The organism is Arenibacter aquaticus (assembly GCF_003957295.1).
Classification (GTDB): domain Bacteria; phylum Bacteroidota; class Bacteroidia; order Flavobacteriales; family Flavobacteriaceae; genus Arenibacter; species Arenibacter aquaticus.
The window spans coordinates 672,092-692,750 of record NZ_RQPJ01000002.1; the positions used below are offsets into that span (position 1 = coordinate 672,092).

Consider the following 20,659-nt stretch of genomic DNA (forward strand, 5'->3'; position numbering starts at 1 on the left):
TGAGTTAATTTATCATTAGTATTTAGTAATATATCACGTATCCAATATACATTAATTTTCAAATTAACAATAGCAAAATCAAATAAATTATGCATGCATAATATTTTTTGTTCAAAATTTAACATATTATATTGCATTTTTGACAAAATTAAACAAAAAAAATCCATGAATCAGAAGCCAAAAAGGCTGCAATTCATGGATTTAACCAATGTTTTAGGGTGCTTCCCTTACTCTACTGTCACCGACTTGGCCAAATTACGGGGCTGATCTACATTACAACCTCTCATCACGGCAATGTGGTAGGATAATAGTTGCAAAGGAATAGTAGTTAGCAGTGGGGTAAGGCTTTCCAAGGTTTCAGGAATTTCTATAACATGGTCTGCCAATTCTTTAACCTGCACATCTCCTTCTGTAACCACGGCTATAATTTTACCTTTCCTGGATTTAATTTCTTGGATGTTGCTCACCACTTTTTCATAATGTCCTTTGTTGGTGGCTATTACCACAACCGGCATATGCTCATCAATAAGTGCTATAGGTCCGTGCTTCATTTCTGCTGCGGGGTAACCTTCGGCATGGATATAGCTGATTTCCTTTAGTTTAAGGGCGCCTTCCAATGCAACCGGGAAGTTGTAGCCTCTGCCCAAATACAAGCAATTGGCCGAATCTTTATACACCTCCGAGATTATTTCTACCAAGGGATTGGAAAGCAAAGCTTTTTCTACCTTTGATGGAATATTCTCCAATTCTGTTAAAAACTCGTGGAAACGCGTTGTATTGAAAACTCCTTTTTCCTTTGCCAATTTCAAGGCCAATAGGGTTAGCACCGTAATCTGTGTGGTAAATGCCTTTGTGGAGGCCACACCAATTTCCGGTCCCGCATGGGTATAGGCTCCGGCATTGGTCTCCCGGGCTATTGAAGAACCTACTACATTACAGACCCCAAATACAAAAGCTCCTTTTTCCTTGGCCAGTTTTATGGCTGCCAAGGTATCTGCTGTTTCCCCAGATTGGGAAATGGCAATTAGCACATCCTTGTCCGTAATTACGGGATTTCTATACCTAAACTCCGAGGCATATTCTACTTCAACCGGAATTCTGGCCAAGTCCTCAAAGATATATTCTGCTACAAGCCCGGCATGCCAGGAGGTACCACAGGCAACAATAATGATTCTATTGGCATTTAAAAACTTTTCCAAATTCTGATCAATACCGGCCATCTTAATGGTCCCGTCATTTGCTAGGAGTCGCCCCCTAAAAGTATCCAAAATAGCTCTCGGCTGCTCATAGATCTCCTTTAGCATAAAGTGATCAAAACCTCCTTTTTCTATTTCCTCCAGGTTTAACTTTAATTCCTGTATAGACGGATAGGCTATGGCATCATCCTTTATTTTTCGTAATTTAATTTCTTTGCCCAATCGTATTACCGCCATTTCCTCATCTTCCAAATAAATGGCATTATTGGTAAACTCAATAAATGGTGATGCATCCGAGGCAACAAAGAATTCATTGTCACCCACCCCAATAGCTAAGGGGCTACCTAATTTGGCTACGACAATCTCATCTGGTTTTTGCTTGTCAAAGACAGCAATAGCATAAGCCCCAACCACCTGATTTAAGGCTATTTGAACTGCCTTGCCCAGCTTTACGCCTTCTTGGCGCTTTACCTCCTCTATGAGGTTTACCAATACCTCGGTATCTGTTTCAGAAGAAAAAGTATAGCCTCTATTAATAAGTTCCTTTTTAATGGAATCATAGTTTTCAATGATACCATTATGGATAATTACCAATTCGCCAGAATTGGAATAATGGGGATGGGAATTTATGTCATTGGGTACCCCATGAGTGGCCCATCTAGTATGTCCTATTCCCAATTTTCCCTCCAGGGAAATGGTGCTTTTGGATTTATTATTTAAATCCTCTACTTTACCCTTGGTCTTTGCTAAATTTATATTGTTGCCGTCATACAATGCTATTCCGGCACTATCGTACCCCCTGTATTCCAGCCTTTGAAGTCCTTTTATAATAACAGGATAAGCGTCCCTGTGTCCTAAATACCCTACAATTCCACACATAACTTTAAAGATTAATCATTAAAATAGAAAAAGGTTCTATGTAACAAATGTAGCATCTTGTTACATAAAACCCCTTAAGTTTTAGATAATTAACGAAAAAAGCCTTTAAGTGGTATTTTTCTAAATTTAGTTGGCTTTGGTATAAAATATTTCCAGCTTCAACTTTTTGTCTTCCATACCACTAGGTAAATTGTTACTTCCGTAAAGCACGGTACCTAGGGGATTTACAGTTGACATTACAGGCACATTGTCTTCCTCGCCGTTGGCCATCATGGCCTTATTGGTGGCGGTAATCCTAATATCGGATGTCACCGTTAGATTCAAGGTGGCATTCGTAGAATCGCGCACTATAATATCGTTGATATGATTAGTGATCTTTACTTTATAAGACTGACCCTTTCCATTCTCCTCATTGAGGCCCCCGTCATAATTGGTAATATTCCCATCGCTAAAATCCTGTTCAGTCTCCAAGAACTGATTGTAAACGGAAGTATTGGTGTTATCCTTATACAAGTACAGTTTTGAAGGCTCTATTTGGGTTCCTGCGGCATCCAAGGTGCTGCGATCAACATAAAACACCAAGTTGGCTTCGTTGATGATCCAATTACCTTGTTTTATTTGATTGATAATTTCTGCACCGCCAGATTCATCAAAAAGTTTTATCTGTGCATAACTACCGGCTCCACCTTTTAAATATATCTTGGAAGCGTTCTCTCCGGTATCCATACTGTTTTCAATTTCTGCTGGATAGGCCTCATTAACAAAACTATTCACAGCATTGCCAATAGTTGCGCCAGTACTACTGTCCCGTCTTGTAAAGTACAGCACAAAATCCCTCTCATTATCTATTACAGTGCTATCTGTGGAACTGGTTACGCTTTTATAATTGTAGTTTATGGTGATATTTCCTTGTGTAAGATCCAAAAGCAATAAAATATCGTCTGGAACGGATAAATGTACTCCCCGGAAAAATTCGGAAAAATTGGCCTGACTCAGCAATTCTGAAGATCCCTCTTTATCCAAGATATTTTCTTGAAAAAAAGCGTTGTTCAACTTAACGCGTATTCCTGGAGCCAATCTTGTAGGGGCTTCTTCCGATTCGTCTACATCTTCTGTCTCCGGGTCATCTTCCTGAAATATCAATTCCTCCACATTGGTAATTTCAACTGGTCCGTCAAACAGTACATCGGACACAAAATCTGGAGAAAACCTTTGGGAAGAATAATACTGTTGTGCTTCCTGAAAATTACTGTTGGGGTCCAAGTCCCTTAAAAAATAAGTAGATCTTTCTACCTTAAAGTTAAAGGGTATGTCCCTATTGCCGTATATGCTATCCAAATCATATTTAACAGGAAATCTATTTGGGGAAGTCTCCGCATCCTCAGCGTCATTGGTTCCGTCCCCATCGGTATCCTTGTTCAATGGATCGGTGCCCAAAGACTGTTCTTGCACATCGGTTAGACCATCCCCATCGGTATCACTATTGGCATCATCCGGATCCGCATCGTATTCGTCTGCAACACCATCCAGATCCCTATCGCCCTTTGGATTTGTCAGGAACGGTATAAATAGAGTAACTTCATTTACCGTTTCCTCTTCTTTGATGGTCATGGTACTGGAATCCGTATCGGCAGTTTCCTCAACGGATGCAGTGTAATTGCCAAAAGTAGGATTGGCTGAGGACAATTGTACCTGTGTAGTGATACTTGCCTCCGTTTTGCCGTAAATGGGATCATTGAAGTTCCCTATTTGATATACTGGAAGTTTATTGGTCCGTACTGCCTCTATTTTCTTGTTATAAGCGAAAACATCATATTCGGCCCTATTGGCGGTAAATGGTTCACCACCTACCACACCAGCACCAATGGTGGTAATATCCTCCTCGCAAGACACTGCAAGCAGCAGCATAGCCAACAAAGTAGGCCATCTTAATCCTTTCAGTAAGTTCATTTAGATTATTTTAGTACTTCGGTGTTATAAAAATTCATGTAGGCCTCCTCAAATTCCTGCAACGGCACATAGGGCAATACAGGCTTTTGGAGATTGGATATATAGTCACCTAAATCAGCCGGAATATCCTCGGCAGCTAAAATAACTGCATCGGAATAATCCACTGCAACTTTTAACAAATTATTATAATTGGGATCCTCAAGCGCCTCCACGCTCTCTTCGGGAATGCCATCAAAAGCAATTTTTTTTATAATATCCTTATTCAAGGAACCGTCAAATCCTTGACCAAAGACAGACATCACTATCTTACTTTCGGAAAACAAGGGTTCGTCCGAGTAGAATTTCTTAAGGTACAGGGGAAGCAAAGAAGCCATCCAGCCATGTACATGTATAATGTCCGGGGACCAATTTAATTTCTTTACAGTCTCAACTACTCCCTTTGCAAAAAAGATAGCTCTCTCATCGTTATCGGGGAAAGCCTTGCCTTCCTCGTCCGTAAAAGTCGCCTTTCTTTTAAAGTATTCATCATTGTCGATAAAATACACCTGAATACGTTCTCTAGGTATAGATGCCACTTTTATGATCAAAGGCATATCCATATCGTTGATCACCAAATTCATTCCAGACAATCTTATTACCTCGTGTAGTTGGTGCCTTCGCTCGTTAATATTTCCAAACCTAGGCATAAATATCCTAATCTGGCCCCCATTACTATTGACCATTCTTGGGGTTTCGTAAGACATTAAGGAAACTTCGTTCTCTGGTAGATAGGGTACTAATTCTGAAGATACAAACAATATCTTTTTGCCATTCATAAAAGCAATATTTTATTTATAGTGTAAGAGAAAGTGCAAAATTACAAAAATTATGCACATTAGCAGTATTTATAGTAAGTTTGCTCTCTTTTAAGTAAAACGCATGCAGTTAATTAACACTAAAAAGGACCTAAAAACGTATTTGGAAGGCCTGTCAGAATCCACATCAGTCGGCTTGGTACCTACCATGGGAGCACTGCATTCCGGGCATATTTCCCTAGTTGAGCGCGCGGTCAGGGAAAACCATGTTACCATTGTGAGTATCTTTGTGAACCCCACACAGTTCAACAACCAGGAAGACCTTGAAAAATACCCCAATACCTTAGAGGCCGACATCTCGCTTTTAAGTTCTGTCACGGAAAACTTGTTGATTTTTGCGCCTTCTGCCGCAGAAATGTACTCTGATAAAATCTCCTCCAAATCCTACAATTTTGAAGGTTTGGAACATGTTATGGAAGGAGAATTTAGACCGGGTCATTTTGACGGGGTGGGGACTATAGTGGAAAAATTGTTGAGATTGGTCTCGCCACACAGGGCCTATTTTGGTGAAAAAGATTTTCAGCAGCTGCAGATTATCAAGAAACTGGTGCGTATTACGGATATAGATGTAGAAATTGTTGGCTGCCCCATTGTTAGAGAGCCCAACGGTTTAGCTATGAGCTCTAGGAACGAAAGGCTGTCAAAAGACCAAAGAAAAGAGGCTGGTTTTATATACCAGACCCTAAAAGCTGCCAAAAAGGAATTTGGCACGAAAAGTGCTGATTATGTCATGGATTGGGTTAGAAAAGAATTTGAAACCCATCCAGATCTAAAATTGGAATATATTAAAATTGCCGATGTAGACCAGCTACAAGCTGTTACCACCAAAAACAACTCGCAAGAGTATAGGGCCTTTATTGCGGTTTACATTGGTGATGTAAGACTTATAGACAACATAGCCCTATAACCCCTAAATGGTTCCATAAGCTAAATTAGGGTAATAACTAGCAAATTGATTAACTTTGTCCCATGCAAATAGAAGTAGTAAAATCTAAAATACACCGCGTAAAAGTGACGGGTGCCGACCTAAATTATATAGGGAGCATTACCATTGATGAAGATTTGATGGATGCGGCGAATATTATTAGAGGCGAGAAAGTGCAAATTGTAAACAATAACAATGGTGAGAGGCTGGAAACCTACGCCATTCCCGGGACCAGGGGCAGTGGAGAGGTAACCCTTAATGGTGCCGCTGCAAGAAAAGTAGCCGTGGGCGACATATTAATACTCATAACCTACGCACATATGGATATTGAATTGGCCAAAAAATTCAATCCTTCCTTGGTTTTCCCCAATGAGGAAAACAATCTCTTGACCTAAATTTTGAAAGCTTCCATAGAGAAAACGCTAAAAACGGTACTACCAATTGGCTTGGGGGTATTTTTAATATGGTATTCTTACTATTCCACTTCCAAAGAAGATAGGCAACAAATCCTGCATTATATTAAAAATGCCGATTTGTTTTGGGTAGGCATATCCGTTTTTTTAGGAATTCTAACCCACATCTCACGTGCCATTCGTTGGAATTATTTACTGGAGCCATTGGGCTACCGACCAAAATTATTCAATAATATCCTGATAATTCTAACTGCCTATTTTACCAATTTAGGTATTCCGAGATCCGGGGAAATCTTAAGGGCCACCGCCTTAGCCTCCTATGAAGGGGTTCCTTTTCAAAAAGGATTTGGTACCATTGTTACGGAACGGGTGATAGATTTGATCATGTTACTGCTTGTGATTGTCATAGCCCTAATTATGCAAACCGATATCATCTGGGGTTTCTTACAGGAAAAGGGGTTTAGTCTTGCGCTTCTGTCCGTTGTCCTAACTTCTGGTATTTTAGGGTTGATTCTATTGCTGTATTTTGTTAAAAAATCCAAAATAGGCCTTGCTGTTAAACTAAAACACTTCCTAAAGGGAATGCTAGACGGTATTCTTAGCATTTTTAAGATGAGGTACAAATGGCGGTTTATATTCCACACCATTTTTATATGGGCAGCCTATATCGCCATGTTTTGGGTAATAAAGTACACGGTTGTAGATACTACTGACCTGGGTCTAAGCCAGTTGATTGTTGCCTTTGTGGCCGGTGCATTTGCTATGTCCGCTACCAATGGAGGTATTGGCATTTATCCTATTGCCGTTAGTGGGGCTTTGGCCATATTTGGCATAAATAAGATTTCTGCAGATGCCTTCGGTTGGATAATGTGGATTTCACAAACTTTGATGGTTGTAGTTTTTGGTGCAATATCTTTTCTGATATTACCGTTATGGAACAGAAACAAATAGTTTTCTATTGCCCAAAAATTACGCTATGCAACGTATACTCACCTTATTGCTCCTGTTTCTATGTCTTGGGATCAACGCACAGGTAACCCAAGAAATTTTTGAATCCTTTAAATTACAGGAAAGACGGGATGTGCGGTATTATTTTCCAGAAAGCTACACCGAAGAAAAAAAGTACCCGCTCATTGTGGTTTTGGATGCTGAATACCTGTTTGACCAAGTAGTGGCCAACTCCAAGTTTTACAGTAATTTCCACGGTATGCCCGAAGCAATAGTGGTTGGGGTTCACCAGTCCAAAAACAACCTAAGGGAGTTTGACTGCGGTTTTGAAGCCGATAGTGGTTTGCCAACAGAAAAAGGAAAATTGTTTTTTGAATTCTTGGGAATGGAACTAATTCCATATTTGGAAACCAAATACAATACGGCGCCTTTTAAAATGTTCGTAGGTTATGACATTACCGCAAACTTTGGCAATTTTTACCTGTTTAAGGAAGATTCCCTCTTTAACGCCTATATCAATATTTCACCAACACTGGCCCCGGAAATGGAAAACAGAATTCCCTCTAGGCTATCTGCAATGAACAAAAAGATATTTTATCAATTGATATTGGAAGGGGAAAAAAGTGAATACACCAATAGAATACTTGACTTGGACCAAGCCCTTAAAACTTTAGAGGCAGATAATATACACTACTACTTTGATCACTATAAGGATGCCGATCATATTTCCGTGGCCTCCTATGGAATAGGCAAGGCCTTTGACAATATCTTTGGCATGTTTAAACCCATAAGCCCGAAGGAATACAGGGAAAAGATCTTAACCTCGGTATACCCTGTCTTTAAGTATTTGGAAGACAAACAAAGTTCTATAGAAAATCTTTTTGGCTTTAAAAAGAAAACAAGTCTTAATGATATTATGGCCATATATGCAGGTTCCAGGAAAAAGGAGGATTTTGAATCCCTGAAACCCTTATCCGAACTGTGTAAAGAAGAATATCCCAACACCATGCTGGGCTTTTACTTTGAAGGGGAGTATTATGAGCAAATGGGCGAGCCCAAGAAAGCACTTAGAACTTTTGAAAAGGCTTTTGGTATGGAGGAAATAGATTTCCTTACCAAGGAAATGGCTTTGGAAAAAATAGATGCACTGAAGGCCGATTTCGGCTATTAATAACAGTAGCACATCACCGTTGGTTATCTATCCAGGCATACACTTGTTTGTATTCCTTGCACATGCATAGTTGAACATAATTCCAATGTTTTGCTACAGGTCTTTAAAAGACTTACTCTTTTTGAAACTTCTTATTACCTTAGCGCAATTAGTTAGTTAGATAATGGCCAAAACAAAAACAGCTTTTTTTTGTCAGCACTGTGGCACCCAATACCCCAAATGGGTAGGACAATGCGGTGCCTGCAAGCAATGGAACACGGTGGTGGAAGAAGTAATCCAAAAAGAGGAAAAAGTCTCATGGCAAAGCAGTTCTCCCGCCTCAAAGAAAGTTGCCAAGCCCTTGAGGGTCAATGAAATTAGCACTGATAAGGAGCTTAGGATAAATACGTATGACCAAGAATTCAACAGGGTTCTAGGAGGGGGGTTGGTTCCTGGATCCTTAACACTCTTGGGCGGTGAACCGGGCGTGGGCAAGAGTACCTTGCTCCTGCAAATAGCATTAAGGCTTCCTTACAAAACCCTTTATGTTTCCGGGGAAGAAAGCCAAAAACAAATTAAGATGCGGGCAGACCGTATACAGCCCAATAGCGAAAACTGTCTTATTCTTACCGAAACCAAAACACAAAATATATTTAAACAGATAGAATCTACGGAACCGGACATTGTGGTGGTAGACTCCATACAGACATTGCATACCGATTATATTGAATCTACAGCAGGGAGTATTTCCCAAATTAGGGAGTGTACCGCAGAGTTAATAAAATATGCAAAAGAGAGCAATACCCCTGTGATACTCATAGGCCATATAACAAAGGACGGCACTATTGCAGGTCCAAAAATCCTGGAGCATATGGTAGATACGGTATTACAATTTGAAGGAGACAGAAATTATGTATATCGGATCCTTAGAGCTTTAAAAAACAGATTTGGTTCTACCGCGGAATTGGGTATTTATGAAATGCAGGGTGGCGGATTGCGGGAGGTGAACAATCCATCCGAAATTTTGATTTCCAAGAATGACGAGGGGCTTAGTGGCACGTCAATAGCTTCTACGGTAGAAGGTATGCGCCCATTGATGATAGAAATTCAGGCCTTGGTAAGTACTGCCGTGTACGGTACTCCCCAACGCTCTACTACGGGCTATAACGCCAAACGATTAAATATGCTTTTGGCAGTATTGGAAAAAAGAGCTGGTTTTAAACTGGGCGCAAAAGATGTTTTCCTGAATATCACAGGGGGAATCTCGGTAGATGATCCTGCCATAGACCTGGCAGTGATTGCTGCCATTCTCTCCAGCAATGAGGATGTCCCCATTGAAAAAGGGGTCTGTTTTGCGGCAGAAGTTGGTCTGGCTGGTGAAATTAGGCCTGTACAACGAATAGATCAGCGTATTTTGGAGGCCGAAAAACTGGGTTTCTCTTCCATATACGTGTCCAAAAACAATAAGATTACCCTTAAGAAGACCAACATCCAAATTAATCTCGTAGCCAAGATAGAAGATGTAGCCAACAGCCTATTTTTATAGGGCTCGGACAAGCTTATAATTGTGAATTTTATTCTCTCGGACGTGGGTTCATTGGGCCATTGGCATAACCACAGCTATAATTCAGCTTGGCCACACTTAGTTTTTGGAGTTAAAGATTCTTGCCAAAACCAACATTAACACAACAACAACAACTATGAGCCCCAGTTGCCAAAAACCTACTTTCAAATAATTCATCAGTGTGTACATAGAATCAAGGAGCTGGATTTGGAATTTGGTTATGTATGGCTTCTATGCCTTTTAGGACCTCATCACTTAGTGTTAAGTGTATACTATCAATATTCTCTTTTAGTTGTGCCATAGTGGTGGCTCCAATGATATTAGAGGTAAGGAACGGCCTTGAGGTTACAAAAGCAAGCGCCATTTGAGCCAATGATAAATTGTTGGCCTCGGCCAATTCGTAATATTTTTGGGTGGCCTTAACGGCTGTATCACCACTATACCTATCATAATTGGGAAACAGGGCTATCCTGGATTTTTCTGGCTTATTGCCATCCAGATACTTTCCGCTCAATACGCCAAAAGCCATAGGGGAATACGCCAAGAGTCCCAAGTTTTCACGATGGGAAATCTCTGCTAAACCAACCTCAAAAAGTCTATTTAAAAGACTGTAAGGATTCTGTATGGTAGCCATTCTTGGCAGGCTTGCATGGACCTTGCTTTCCTCCAAGTATCGCATGGCGCCCCAAGGAGTTTCATTGGATATGCCCACATGCCTAATTTTTCCTTCCTTGATAAGGTCTCTCAAAGTTTCCAGGATCTGATGAATATTATCTTCCCAAAAATCGCTTATATCATATTTGTACCCCCTTTTTCCAAAGTAATTGGTAGAACGGTCTGGCCAATGCAACTGGTATAGGTCTATATAATCTGTCTGCAGTCTTTTTAAACTGCCTTCCACGGCTTCGGTAATAGATTCCCTATTTATACCTGTTGGCCTGATAAATTTTGCCATTTCCGATTTACCCACAATTTTGGAAGCCAAAACTATTTTATCCCGATTTCCACTTTTCTTGAACCAGTTTCCAATAATACGTTCCGTATCGGCATAGCGCTCCTTGGTTGCTGGAATAGGATATAATTCTGCGGTGTCAAAGAAGTTCACTCCTTGGTCCAGGGCGTAATCCATTTGTTGGTGCCCCTCTTCCTCGGTATTCTGTCGGCCCCAGGTCATGGTGCCCAAACATATCTTACTTACTTCTATATCCGTATTTGGGAGGTTTGTGTATTTCATATGATACTATCGCTTATGTATTATGGGTCTATGTTAAGGCAATTCATTTTATTCCAATTCCACCAGAATGGGACAGTGATCACTATGAACAGCCTGTGACAAAATTACAGATCGCTTAAGCCTATCCAAGAGTGGTGTGCTCACCAAACCGTAGTCTAAACGCCACCCTTTATTATTGGCGCGTGAATTGGCCCTATAGCTCCACCAGGTATAATTGTCCGGCTCTTTATTGAAATGTCTAAAACTATCTATAAATCCGCTGTCCAAGAAATTACCGATCCATTCCCTTTCTACGGGCAAAAATCCGGACACATTCTTATTTCGCACAGGATCGTGTATATCTATAGCCTGATGACAAATGTTGTAATCCCCACAGATAACCAAATTGGGTTTGGATTTCTTTAAATCATCAACATACTCCTGGAAATCGGCCATATATTGCAATTTATGGTCCAACCTAGCTATGTTGGTTCCAGAAGGCAAGTAAAGGCTCATTACCGATACCCCATTAAAATCGGCTCGGATATTCCTGCCTTCAAAATCCATATACTCTATTCCGGTCCCAAACTCCACATGGTCCGGTTCCGTTTTGGCAAGAATGGCCACCCCACTATAGCCCTTCTTTTGAGCGCTGTACCAATAGTGGTGCTTATAGCCCGAAGCTTCAATAAGTGAAAGGTCCAATTGCTCCTTATTGGCCTTTATTTCCTGTAGGCAGACCACATCCGGATCCACACTTTTTAACCAATCCAAAAAACCCTTGCCCAAGGCGGCCCTTATTCCATTTACATTGTAAGAAACAATTTTCATCGCAATCTGCTAGATTTGTAGGTTATGAGAGGTGAAACATTTTCATCTCCAATCCCATTGAGCCCCAGAGGGCTTGTTTAAATAAGGCCAAAAATAGACAATGTTTTTGTAACTGAAAAAGTCCAGTTAAGGTCGGGACACATATATCCCTGACAGTCACCCTTGTAGTATTATAACCAAAATGATGCCCCTGAAACATATGATAATAATCATTATGTTTGCCCCTATATTTACGCACTATGAGAACTACAGGTATTTGTATAGTTTTTTCCTTTCTAGCCCTTTGCCTCCATGCCCAGGATCCCTCTAAAAATGATAGTATTACCCAACTGGAAGAAATTATCCTATTGGATACCCTTCTCTCCAATACGGATAAAGGCATAATCCCCACTAAAATAATTGGCCAGAAGGTTTTTCATAACTATAGCCCTGTTGACATGGTTTCTGCCATAAATCAGGTCTCAGGGGTGTATATTCTTTCCGGGGCCTTGAATACCAATAGGATCACTATTAGAGGTGTTGGGGCCAGGACCCTATACGGAACGGATAAATTACGACTCTACTACAACAACATACCTATCACCAATGGGTCTGGATTCTCTACTATTGAAGCCTACGATTTGGAAAACCTAAGTTCCGTTGAGGTCATAAAAGGCCCCAAGGCAACTGGATACGGAACTAATCTAGGAGGGGCTATTTTATTGAATTCCAAACAGCCTATGGCCGGGTCTACTTATTTTAGGAATAACTTCACCTTTGGTTCATACGGATTATTGAAGAACAATTTTGTTTTTAGCCATAATGAGGACAAACTATCCCTTAACCTGCAACACGGGTATTTGGAGCAGGATGGTTACAGGGAAAACAATGCGTTTAAACGAAACGGAATTCTATTGGATGTAAACTATAGTCTTGGCCCCAAGACCAATATTGGCTTACTAGTCAATCATATAGATTACATTGCCCAAATAGCTAGCTCATTGGGAGAAACCGATTTTAAGGAAGATCCAAAACAGGCTGCATTTACTTGGAAGTCCGCAAAAGGCTATGAGGACAATAACTATAGCCTTACCGGACTATCCCTAAGGCATTCCTTTAGCGAAACATTTAAAAACCAAAGCAGTATTTTTTACACCTATTTGGACCATTACGAACCCAGGCCCTTTGGAATCTTGGACGAATATACCCATGGTTTTGGCTTTAGAACCAAATTTATGGGACAATTCATCCTTAACCGCTCATCGTTGGATTATAATTTTGGGGCAGAATTGTACAAGGATGAGTACAATTGGGACGAGTTTGAGAATTTATACCGGGAAAATAATGGCGAAGGAAGCCTTGAGGGCGACCAATTTGCCAAAAACAAAGAATTTAGGCGGCAATTCAATGCCTTTGGCCATCTTCTTATTCCTATTACCGATGCCTTATCGGCCCAGTTGGGACTAAATATCAACAAGACACTTTATGATTTTAGGGATTTATTCAATACCGGCGACGCCAATAAAAGTGCTGAAAGGAATTTTGATGCCATTCTCTTGCCCAGCCTTAACTTGAATTACAACTTATCTAAGGGAAGATCCATTTTTGCCAATATAAGTCGTGGATTTTCCAATCCTACCCTTGAGGAGACCTTAACTCCCGATGGTGTAATAAACCCCGACATAGCTCAAGAAACAGGTGTTAATTATGAAATTGGTTCAAGCTTGTTTTTCTTGGACAACAAATTACACCTAAACCTTGCCCTGTATAGAATGGATATTAAAAATCTATTGGTGGCACAGAGGGTAGCAGAAGATCAATACATTGGTAAAAATGCAGGGAAGACCAAACACCAAGGACTGGAACTGGAAGCGGAATACCGCTGGGATATATCTCCCAGTGTCAATATAACGCCGTTTCTTAGTTATACCTTTAACGACCACAGCTTTGTTACCTTTGTAGACCAAGAAAACAACTATTCCGGAAACCCTCTGACAGGTGTGCCCAAACAGCGATTAAATTCTGGTTTCCAAGCACATGTCAACAATCAATTTTACTGGAATACTACCCATCAATTTGTTGGTGAAATCCCATTAACGGATGCCAATAGCCTATATAGCGATGCCTTTGGCGTGTTGAATAGCAAAGTTGGGTACAAGAACAAATTGGGCAAAAACATTTCCCTGGATGTGGCCTTTGGCCTTAACAACATCCTTAATACGAATTATGCGCAATCTGTTCTCATTAATACCACAGGTTTTGGCGGATCTGAGCCTAGATACTACTACCCAGGTAACAACAGAAACTACTACGGCAGTCTTAGGTTGGGGTATAGTTTGTAACAAAAAAAGGTCCGATATAATAGAAATATACCGGACCCTTTATTTTTAGTTAAAAAAGATTAGAGCATACGCTGTAGCCAAGTTTTCATATCTACTTCCTTATGGATAATTCCTTTTAGATCTGCAATGGATACCCGTTCTTGTTCCATAGTATCCCTGTGACGGATGGTAACGGTTTTATCCTCCAGCGATTGATGGTCTACCGTAATACAGAAAGGGGTGCCATTGGCATCCTGTCTTCTATATCGCCTTCCTACGGCATCCTTTTCATCATAGACCACATTAAAATCCCATTTAAGATCGTCTATAATTTCCTGGGCCAATTCTGGCAAGCCGTCTTTTTTTACCAATGGCAATACAGCTGCCTTGTTTGGGGCCAATACTGCTGGAAGCCTCAATACGGTCCTTGTGGTGTTGTTCTCCAATTTCTCCTCTACCAGTGAATTGGAAAAAACAGCCAAAAACATACGGTCCAGACCAATGGAGGTTTCTACCACATAGGGTACATAGCTCTCATTAAGTTCTGGGTCAAAATACTGTAATTTTTTACCCGAGTGTTTTTCATGGCTTCCAAGGTCAAAATCGGTTCTGGAGTGAATCCCTTCCAGTTCTTTAAATCCAAATGGAAATTTAAACTCTATATCTGCGGCGGCATCGGCGTAGTGGGCCAATTTTTCATGGTCATGGAAACGGTAGTTCCCTTCTCCCATTCCTAGGGACAAATGCCATTTCATCCTATTTTCCTTCCAGCTTTCATACCATTCTTTTTGGGATCCGGGCCGTATAAAGAATTGCATTTCCATCTGCTCAAACTCCCTTTGCCTAAAAATAAATTGCCTTGCAACAATTTCGTTCCTAAAGGCCTTACCTACCTGTGCTATACCAAAAGGGATTTTCATTCTTCCCGTTTTTTGAACATTAAGGAAGTTTACAAAAATACCCTGGGCGGTTTCGGGCCTTAGGTACAGGTCCATGGCACTATCTGCCGAAGCACCCAATTTGGTCCCGAACATGAGGTTAAATTGTTTTACATCGGTCCAATTCTTTGAACCGGATAAAGGGCAGGCGATTTCCAATTCCTCTATAAGCTTTTTAACATCGGCCAAATCCTCTTTTTCCAAGGATTGTCCCAGTCGCTTTAAAATGGTATTAATCTTTTCTTGGTAGCCTACCACCCTAGGGTTGGTAGCCAAGAACTGTTCTTTGTCAAAGGCATCCCCAAATCGCTTGTTGGCCTTGGCGACTTCCTTATCTATCTTTGCTTCTATTTTGGCGGTATAATCTTCCACCAAAACATCGGCCCGATATCTTTTTTTGGAATCTTTGTTGTCTATTAGTGGATCGTTAAAGGCATCCACGTGTCCAGAAGCCTTCCATACGGTTGGGTGCATAAATATAGCAGAATCCAGCCCCACGATATTGTCGTTCAGCTGAACCATGGCTTTCCACCAGTACTCCCGGATATTCTTTTTTAACTCGGCGCCATTCTGGGCATAGTCGTATACGGCACTTAGACCGTCATAAATTTCGCTGGACTGGAAAACGTATCCATATTCCTTTGCATGCGATATTACCTTTTTAAAATCGTCTTCTTGTTTCACCATTTGGCAAAAATATAATATTAGCTTAAAAGGTAGAGGTTTATTTTAACTGAAATTCTGAAGTTGCCAATAATTTTTCGTTCTCAAATACATTTAGGGTGTACATTCCATCCTCCAAAGACCCCTCAGGCACGGTAATAGCATCACAAACGCTAAATTCCTCGCCCATAAATACGAGTTCTACCCGCTTGCTGTAGACATTGCCATTGACAGATATGGTATTGGCATTATCTTCAATAACCCCCATATTGGGATCTAAAAATTGAAAATATATTACGCGCTCCTCATTTTGGGAATTGGGATTACCTAAAATAGTTACACAGCCCCTAAGCTTTGAGATGATATTGGCCTTATTGGTCTTAATATGTTTCCCGCTACGGAACCTAAACCCACTGCCTTCGGAACCTTCCATCTTCAGGTAGCTTTTGGTCTTGAGTTCCTGACTAAGCTCTCTGTTCTTTTTTCGCAACAGAGCTTCGGCCTCTGCCAGGGAACTGCTTTTGCCCCGGAGCTCTTCAATCATTTTTTTGGTCTCCTCGTACTTATTACCAAGAAGCATATTGTTGTATTTCAAGAAATTGTTCTTCAATTTTAGGCTGTCATTCTTGGCCTCCAACTTTCTAAGTTCCGTTTTGTACTCCTTGAGTTTTTCAACAGTGAAATTCAATCTGCCCACAGAATCCAATAATTGCTGTACGCGATACCTGGAATCTTGCAGTTCAATCTCGTTGACCTCATTAAGGGCTGACAATCGGTCTACGTCAGATTTCATCAGGGTAAGGTCCTTTACCAACAGTTCTTTCTCCTGTTCCAGGAAGCTTATCCTACTTTTAGATTGTGCATAACTATAATAAAAGGCAATAAGAATACCCAATATAATGGCTGCCAAAGCGGCAAGTATTATCTTATAATTAAATTTATTATCTTCAATATCCATCTAAAAGCATGCGTATTAAGTAGGTTAACTGTAACAAAAATCCGTGTATTACAAGATTTCAAATATACTAAATGATATAAATACCATCCTTGTACCTCCCCAGTGTTTTGGATGTAATGCACTTTTATCTAGAGGAGAAGTACACATATGTACCGTTTGTCGCAATCAACTGCCACTCACCGAATATAACTTTAACGCAGAAAACAGTGTTGACCGTATATTTTATGGTAGAATTAACATAATTAAAGCCAGTTCTTTCCTGTTTTTTACCAAAAAAGGCATAGTAAAGAACCTTATACACTACCTTAAATATAAAAATCAGGAGCAAATAGGATTATTCTTGGGCAACTGGTATGGTCACCTCTTACATCAAAACAATTTCTTGACCAATATAGATTTAGTTGTCCCCGTACCTTTGCACCGCAAAAAGCTCAGAAAAAGGGGCTATAACCAAGTGGCCTTATTTGCTAAAACAGTTGCCGACCATATAAAGGCTGAATATCGGGACGATATACTTCTTAAGACAGCCAATACAAGAACCCAAACCCAAAAATCCAGATTATTAAGATGGCAGAATAAGCAGGCCCTCTACATACTGTCCGATCCTATGTTGCTGGCCCATAAAAATGTGCTCCTAATAGATGATGTTATTACCACTGGGGCCACAATGGAAGCCTGTGCTACCGCCATATCCCAATCCCCAGGGGCAAATATCTATCTTGCCTCTATCGCCATTGTCCCTTAATTTTACCATTCTACAAATTAGTTGTTTCTTTGTTGAATATTTTCATAATTGCTATGATTCAACGCTTTTTAGGGATATTATTTTTGGCCATAACGGTCTCCGCCCTGGTACAGTGTGCCCGTAGGGGCACTCCCAGTGGGGGTCCCAAGGATATCTCCCCACCCGTTCTGGTAAAGGCAGAACCGGAAAATATGTCCATAAATTTCAAGTCGAACAAGATTAGATTATATTTTGACGAATACGTAAAATTAAAGGATATAGACAAACAGCTCATTGTCTCCCCTCCTTTAAAATACACCCCATTAATTACCCCACAGGGGTCGGCCAACAAGTTTGTTGAAATCATCTTAAAGGATACTTTAAAGGAAAATACCACCTACACCTTTAATTTTGGACAGAGTATAATTGACAATAATGAAGGAAATCCCAGTTCTTATTTAACCTATGTTTTTTCTACTGGTGATTATATAGATTCCCTAAAGGTATCCGGGGTGGTAAAGGATGCGTTTAACAAAGATGCAGATACGTTTATTAGCGTTATGCTCTACGAGATAGATAGCACTTATACGGATTCTACCATCTATAGGCAGCCTCCAAATTATATCACCAATACCCTGGATAGCACTACAATTTTTCATTTAAAAAACCTTAAGGAAGGTAGGTACGCCCTTTTTGGGGTAAAGGACGAGGCTAAAAACAATGTTTTTGACCAAAGGGCCGATAAAATAGCCTTTATAAAGGACACGGTATCCCTGCCTACCGATTCTATTTATCTGCTGACCATGTTCAAGGAAAAACCGGACTACAGTATTTCGGTGCCTAATTTTGCAGCTAGTAACAAGATAATTTTTGGGTATCAGGGCAATGCCAATGATATTGTTATAGAAACCCTTTCCACCCTGCCCGATACCGTTAAAACTGTAATCCTAAAAGAGCGTGAAAAGGATACCTTAAACTATTGGTTTACTCCTTTTGAGGCCGATTCATTGATTTTTACCGTTACCAATACCAAGGAGGCAGTAATAGATACTTTTTCGGTTAAAACCAAAAAAGCCGCTATGGACAGCTTGGTCCTACAAGCCAATCAGCGTGGAAGCTTAACATTTGGGCTGCCTTTTTTCATTGGGTCCAATACGCCACTTACCAAGATAGATAGTGCCAAAGTATCCCTGATACGTAAGGATTCCAGCCTTGTAGATTTTGATATGACCTTGGACAGCTTGGACAACAAAATTGATTTTGATTTTGAGGTAGAGCCGAACGAGAATTATGTTTTGGATCTTCTCCCAGGGGCAGTGGAAGATTTTTTTGGTATGGAAAACGATACGCTGTCTTACAAACTATCAACCAAGAGTTATGCAGATTTTGGCAATTTGAGCCTTACTTTGGAAGGGCCTGCCCGCTACCCCATAATTGTTCAAATGACCGATGAAAAAGGGGTGACCAAAAAAGAATTATATGCTACCGAACCCAGAGTGTTTGAATTCACTAATATTGAACCCTCCAAATACCTGATCCGTGTAATCTATGATGACAATGGCAACCAAAAGTGGGATACGGGGAACTATCTGCAAGGCATACAGCCAGAAAAAGTAAGTTATTACCCCAATACAGTGGAAGTAAGGGCCAACTGGGAACTGGATCAGACCTTTATTCTTTTAGACTAAAGCGGTCCCTATCATCCAAGAATTTGAGTTCCTCCCTAGTCTGTATTAAATGTTCCTTTTGAAGGGTAGCATATAGTACCATTTCCTTTTCGGAAAAAACCAAGGTATCCCCCAAGGAGTTGTAGGCGGCAGAGTGCCCGGAATAGGCATGCCCCAGGTGGTCTGTTCCAATTCTATTGACCCCCAAAACATAGGCCATATTTTCTATTGCTCTTGCCTTTAGCAGCGCGTCCCAGGCATTGACCCTGGATTGTGGCCAGTTGGCCACATAGATAAGTACGTCATAATCCTCGGTATTTCTGGACCAAACAGGGAAGCGCAGATCATAACAAATAAGCGGACAGATCCTAAATCCTTTAAAATCCACTATTATTTTCTTTTCCCCTCTATGATACACCTTATCTTCTCCGGCAAGAGTAAAGGTATGTCGCTTGTCATAATAGCCCTTTATTTCCTCTGGCCCTACAAACCATAGCCTATTATAATAACGCCCATCTTCAAAATATACCATACTTCCTACCAGGCCAACATTCCTAGCCTTAGCCTGTTGCTGCATCCATTGGACCGTTTTATCACCTTCTTCCTTTTCTATGTTTTTTGGGTTCATGGTGAAGGCAGTAGTGAACATTTCTGGGAGTATCACCAAATCCACATCCGGGGAAATAGAATCCATTAGTTTTGAAAAGTGTTCCCTATTTTTGGCGGGGTCCTCCCAAAAGATGGAAGATTGGACAAGTGCAATGTTAAGTGCTTTTTCCATTTGTCTGTGATTCATCAAAATTTACCTTGGCCGTTTATCCAACGTCAACTTATATAATTGTTTAATTTGTAATTTAAGAATTCTCCAACAAGGCGATAAGGGTAGGATCTCCCTGCATTTTAGCATGGTCTAGTGCGGTATGGCCCCTAAGATCCTTAATATTGGTATCCGCACCCTTATTTAAAAGAAGTTTTGCTATTTCTTGCCTGTTGAAGGTAGCCGCATAAATAAGGCAGGTGGCCCCCATGGTATTTCTCTCATTGATACTGGCACCTTCATCTATTAATTTATTGACAACATCCGTGTACCCCTTAAAACAAGCTCCCATCAGTGCCGTATTGCCAGAAGCGTCCTTTGCATCAATTTTTGCCCCTTTTTCCAACAACAGGTCTGTTATCTCATGCTGATCATAATAGGTAGATAGGATCAGCGGGGTGGAGCCCCTTTGATCCTTACTGTCCAACAAAAGGGGGTTCTTCTCCAACATGGCCCTTACCTCTGCAAAGTTGCCATTCCTTATTTCATTAAAAAAGAATTCGTTCATACTATCTTTCCTTTAGTTAAATGTATGAAAAAACTAGTAAAACCTTATTCTAAAATAGTACTTTGAAATTCAATCCATTACAAGCTTAATAAGTTACAAAAACGAGGAGACCTGTTAAATTTTATTGAATATTTTAATCATTCATTATTGAATTTTACCAT

Annotated in this window: 17 protein-coding genes; 8 read left to right on the plus strand and 9 right to left on the minus strand. The window is 40.4% G+C overall.

Annotated elements, in window-relative coordinates; genetic code table 11:
• Nucleotides 1-227: 227 nt before the first annotated feature.
• The 3 genes from glmS to EHW67_RS05715 form a co-directional block, all read right to left on the minus strand.
• Nucleotides 228-2,075: a glutamine--fructose-6-phosphate transaminase (isomerizing) gene (gene glmS / locus EHW67_RS05705; protein ID WP_126161392.1), complete on the minus strand. Its 1,848-nt coding sequence runs from the start codon at nt 2,073-2,075 to the stop codon at nt 228-230.
• A 126-nt stretch (nt 2,076-2,201) separates the two neighbouring features.
• Nucleotides 2,202-4,025 carry a DUF4270 domain-containing protein gene (locus EHW67_RS05710; protein ID WP_126161393.1) on the minus strand — a complete coding sequence of 608 codons (1,824 nt, stop codon included), beginning with the start codon at nt 4,023-4,025 and terminating at the stop codon, nt 2,202-2,204.
• A gap of 5 nt (nt 4,026-4,030) precedes the next feature.
• The gene (locus tag EHW67_RS05715; RefSeq protein ID WP_126161394.1) at nt 4,031-4,840 is read right to left on the minus strand and encodes a glycogen/starch synthase; all 810 of its coding nucleotides are present in this window, start codon (nt 4,838-4,840) and stop codon (nt 4,031-4,033) included.
• Between the two features lie 103 nt (nt 4,841-4,943).
• Here EHW67_RS05715 and panC point away from each other — a divergent pair, with 103 nt between their 5' ends.
• The 5 genes from panC to radA all read left to right on the plus strand — a co-directional run bounded on the left by panC (nt 4,944) and on the right by radA (nt 9,861).
• Complete coding sequence (gene panC, locus EHW67_RS05720; RefSeq protein WP_126161395.1) at nt 4,944-5,786, plus strand: pantoate--beta-alanine ligase; 843 nt, start codon at nt 4,944-4,946, stop codon at nt 5,784-5,786.
• Nucleotides 5,787-5,848: 62 nt separating this feature from the next.
• Entirely contained in the window at nt 5,849-6,199 is a 351-nt protein-coding gene (gene panD / locus EHW67_RS05725) for an aspartate 1-decarboxylase (protein WP_126161396.1), read from the plus strand.
• A gap of 3 nt (nt 6,200-6,202) precedes the next feature.
• Nucleotides 6,203-7,168 carry a lysylphosphatidylglycerol synthase transmembrane domain-containing protein gene (locus tag EHW67_RS05730; RefSeq protein WP_126161397.1) on the plus strand — a complete coding sequence of 322 codons (966 nt, stop codon included), beginning with the start codon at nt 6,203-6,205 and terminating at the stop codon, nt 7,166-7,168.
• A 25-nt stretch (nt 7,169-7,193) separates the two neighbouring features.
• On the plus strand, nt 7,194-8,336 hold the full coding sequence (locus tag EHW67_RS05735; protein WP_126161398.1) for an alpha/beta hydrolase: 1,143 nt from the start codon (nt 7,194-7,196) through the stop codon (nt 8,334-8,336).
• Nucleotides 8,337-8,499: 163 nt separating this feature from the next.
• Nucleotides 8,500-9,861: a DNA repair protein RadA gene (radA, locus tag EHW67_RS05740; RefSeq protein ID WP_126161399.1), complete on the plus strand. Its 1,362-nt coding sequence runs from the start codon at nt 8,500-8,502 to the stop codon at nt 9,859-9,861.
• Between the two features lie 211 nt (nt 9,862-10,072).
• Here the strand turns inward: radA and EHW67_RS05745 are convergent, their stop codons facing one another.
• Both EHW67_RS05745 and EHW67_RS05750 read right to left on the minus strand, forming a co-directional pair.
• Nucleotides 10,073-11,113: an NADP(H)-dependent aldo-keto reductase gene (locus EHW67_RS05745; RefSeq protein WP_126161400.1), complete on the minus strand. Its 1,041-nt coding sequence runs from the start codon at nt 11,111-11,113 to the stop codon at nt 10,073-10,075.
• Nucleotides 11,114-11,161: 48 nt separating this feature from the next.
• A complete protein-coding gene (locus tag EHW67_RS05750) occupies nt 11,162-11,923 on the minus strand; it encodes an exodeoxyribonuclease III (RefSeq protein WP_126161401.1) in 762 nt (253 codons plus the stop codon).
• Nucleotides 11,924-12,162: 239 nt separating this feature from the next.
• Here EHW67_RS05750 and EHW67_RS05755 point away from each other — a divergent pair, with 239 nt between their 5' ends.
• Complete coding sequence (locus tag EHW67_RS05755) at nt 12,163-14,244, plus strand: TonB-dependent receptor (protein ID WP_126161402.1); 2,082 nt, start codon at nt 12,163-12,165, stop codon at nt 14,242-14,244.
• A gap of 59 nt (nt 14,245-14,303) precedes the next feature.
• On the opposite strand, the gene EHW67_RS05760 is transcribed toward EHW67_RS05755, so the two are convergent.
• Together EHW67_RS05760 and EHW67_RS05765 are read right to left on the minus strand one after the other, a co-directional pair.
• Nucleotides 14,304-15,848, minus strand: coding sequence for a glycine--tRNA ligase (locus EHW67_RS05760; protein ID WP_126161403.1), 1,545 nt, complete (start codon nt 15,846-15,848; stop codon nt 14,304-14,306).
• Between the two features lie 37 nt (nt 15,849-15,885).
• Nucleotides 15,886-16,782: a hypothetical protein gene (locus EHW67_RS05765; RefSeq protein ID WP_126161404.1), complete on the minus strand. Its 897-nt coding sequence runs from the start codon at nt 16,780-16,782 to the stop codon at nt 15,886-15,888.
• A 43-nt stretch (nt 16,783-16,825) separates the two neighbouring features.
• Between EHW67_RS05765 and EHW67_RS05770 the strand changes: the two genes are divergently transcribed.
• Entirely contained in the window at nt 16,826-17,527 is a 702-nt protein-coding gene (locus EHW67_RS05770; RefSeq protein WP_126161405.1) for a ComF family protein, read from the plus strand.
• A gap of 29 nt (nt 17,528-17,556) precedes the next feature.
• Nucleotides 17,557-19,194, plus strand: a complete 1,638-nt coding sequence (locus EHW67_RS05775) for an Ig-like domain-containing protein (protein ID WP_317126849.1) — start codon at nt 17,557-17,559, stop codon at nt 19,192-19,194.
• Here EHW67_RS05775 and EHW67_RS05780 read toward each other — a convergent pair.
• Both EHW67_RS05780 and EHW67_RS05785 read right to left on the minus strand, forming a co-directional pair.
• Complete coding sequence (locus EHW67_RS05780; RefSeq protein WP_126161406.1) at nt 19,178-19,954, minus strand: nitrilase family protein; 777 nt, start codon at nt 19,952-19,954, stop codon at nt 19,178-19,180. The genes EHW67_RS05775 and EHW67_RS05780 overlap by 17 nt on opposite strands.
• A 73-nt stretch (nt 19,955-20,027) precedes the next feature.
• Complete coding sequence (locus tag EHW67_RS05785) at nt 20,028-20,498, minus strand: ankyrin repeat domain-containing protein (protein WP_126161407.1); 471 nt, start codon at nt 20,496-20,498, stop codon at nt 20,028-20,030.
• Nucleotides 20,499-20,659: the final 161 nt, after the last annotated feature.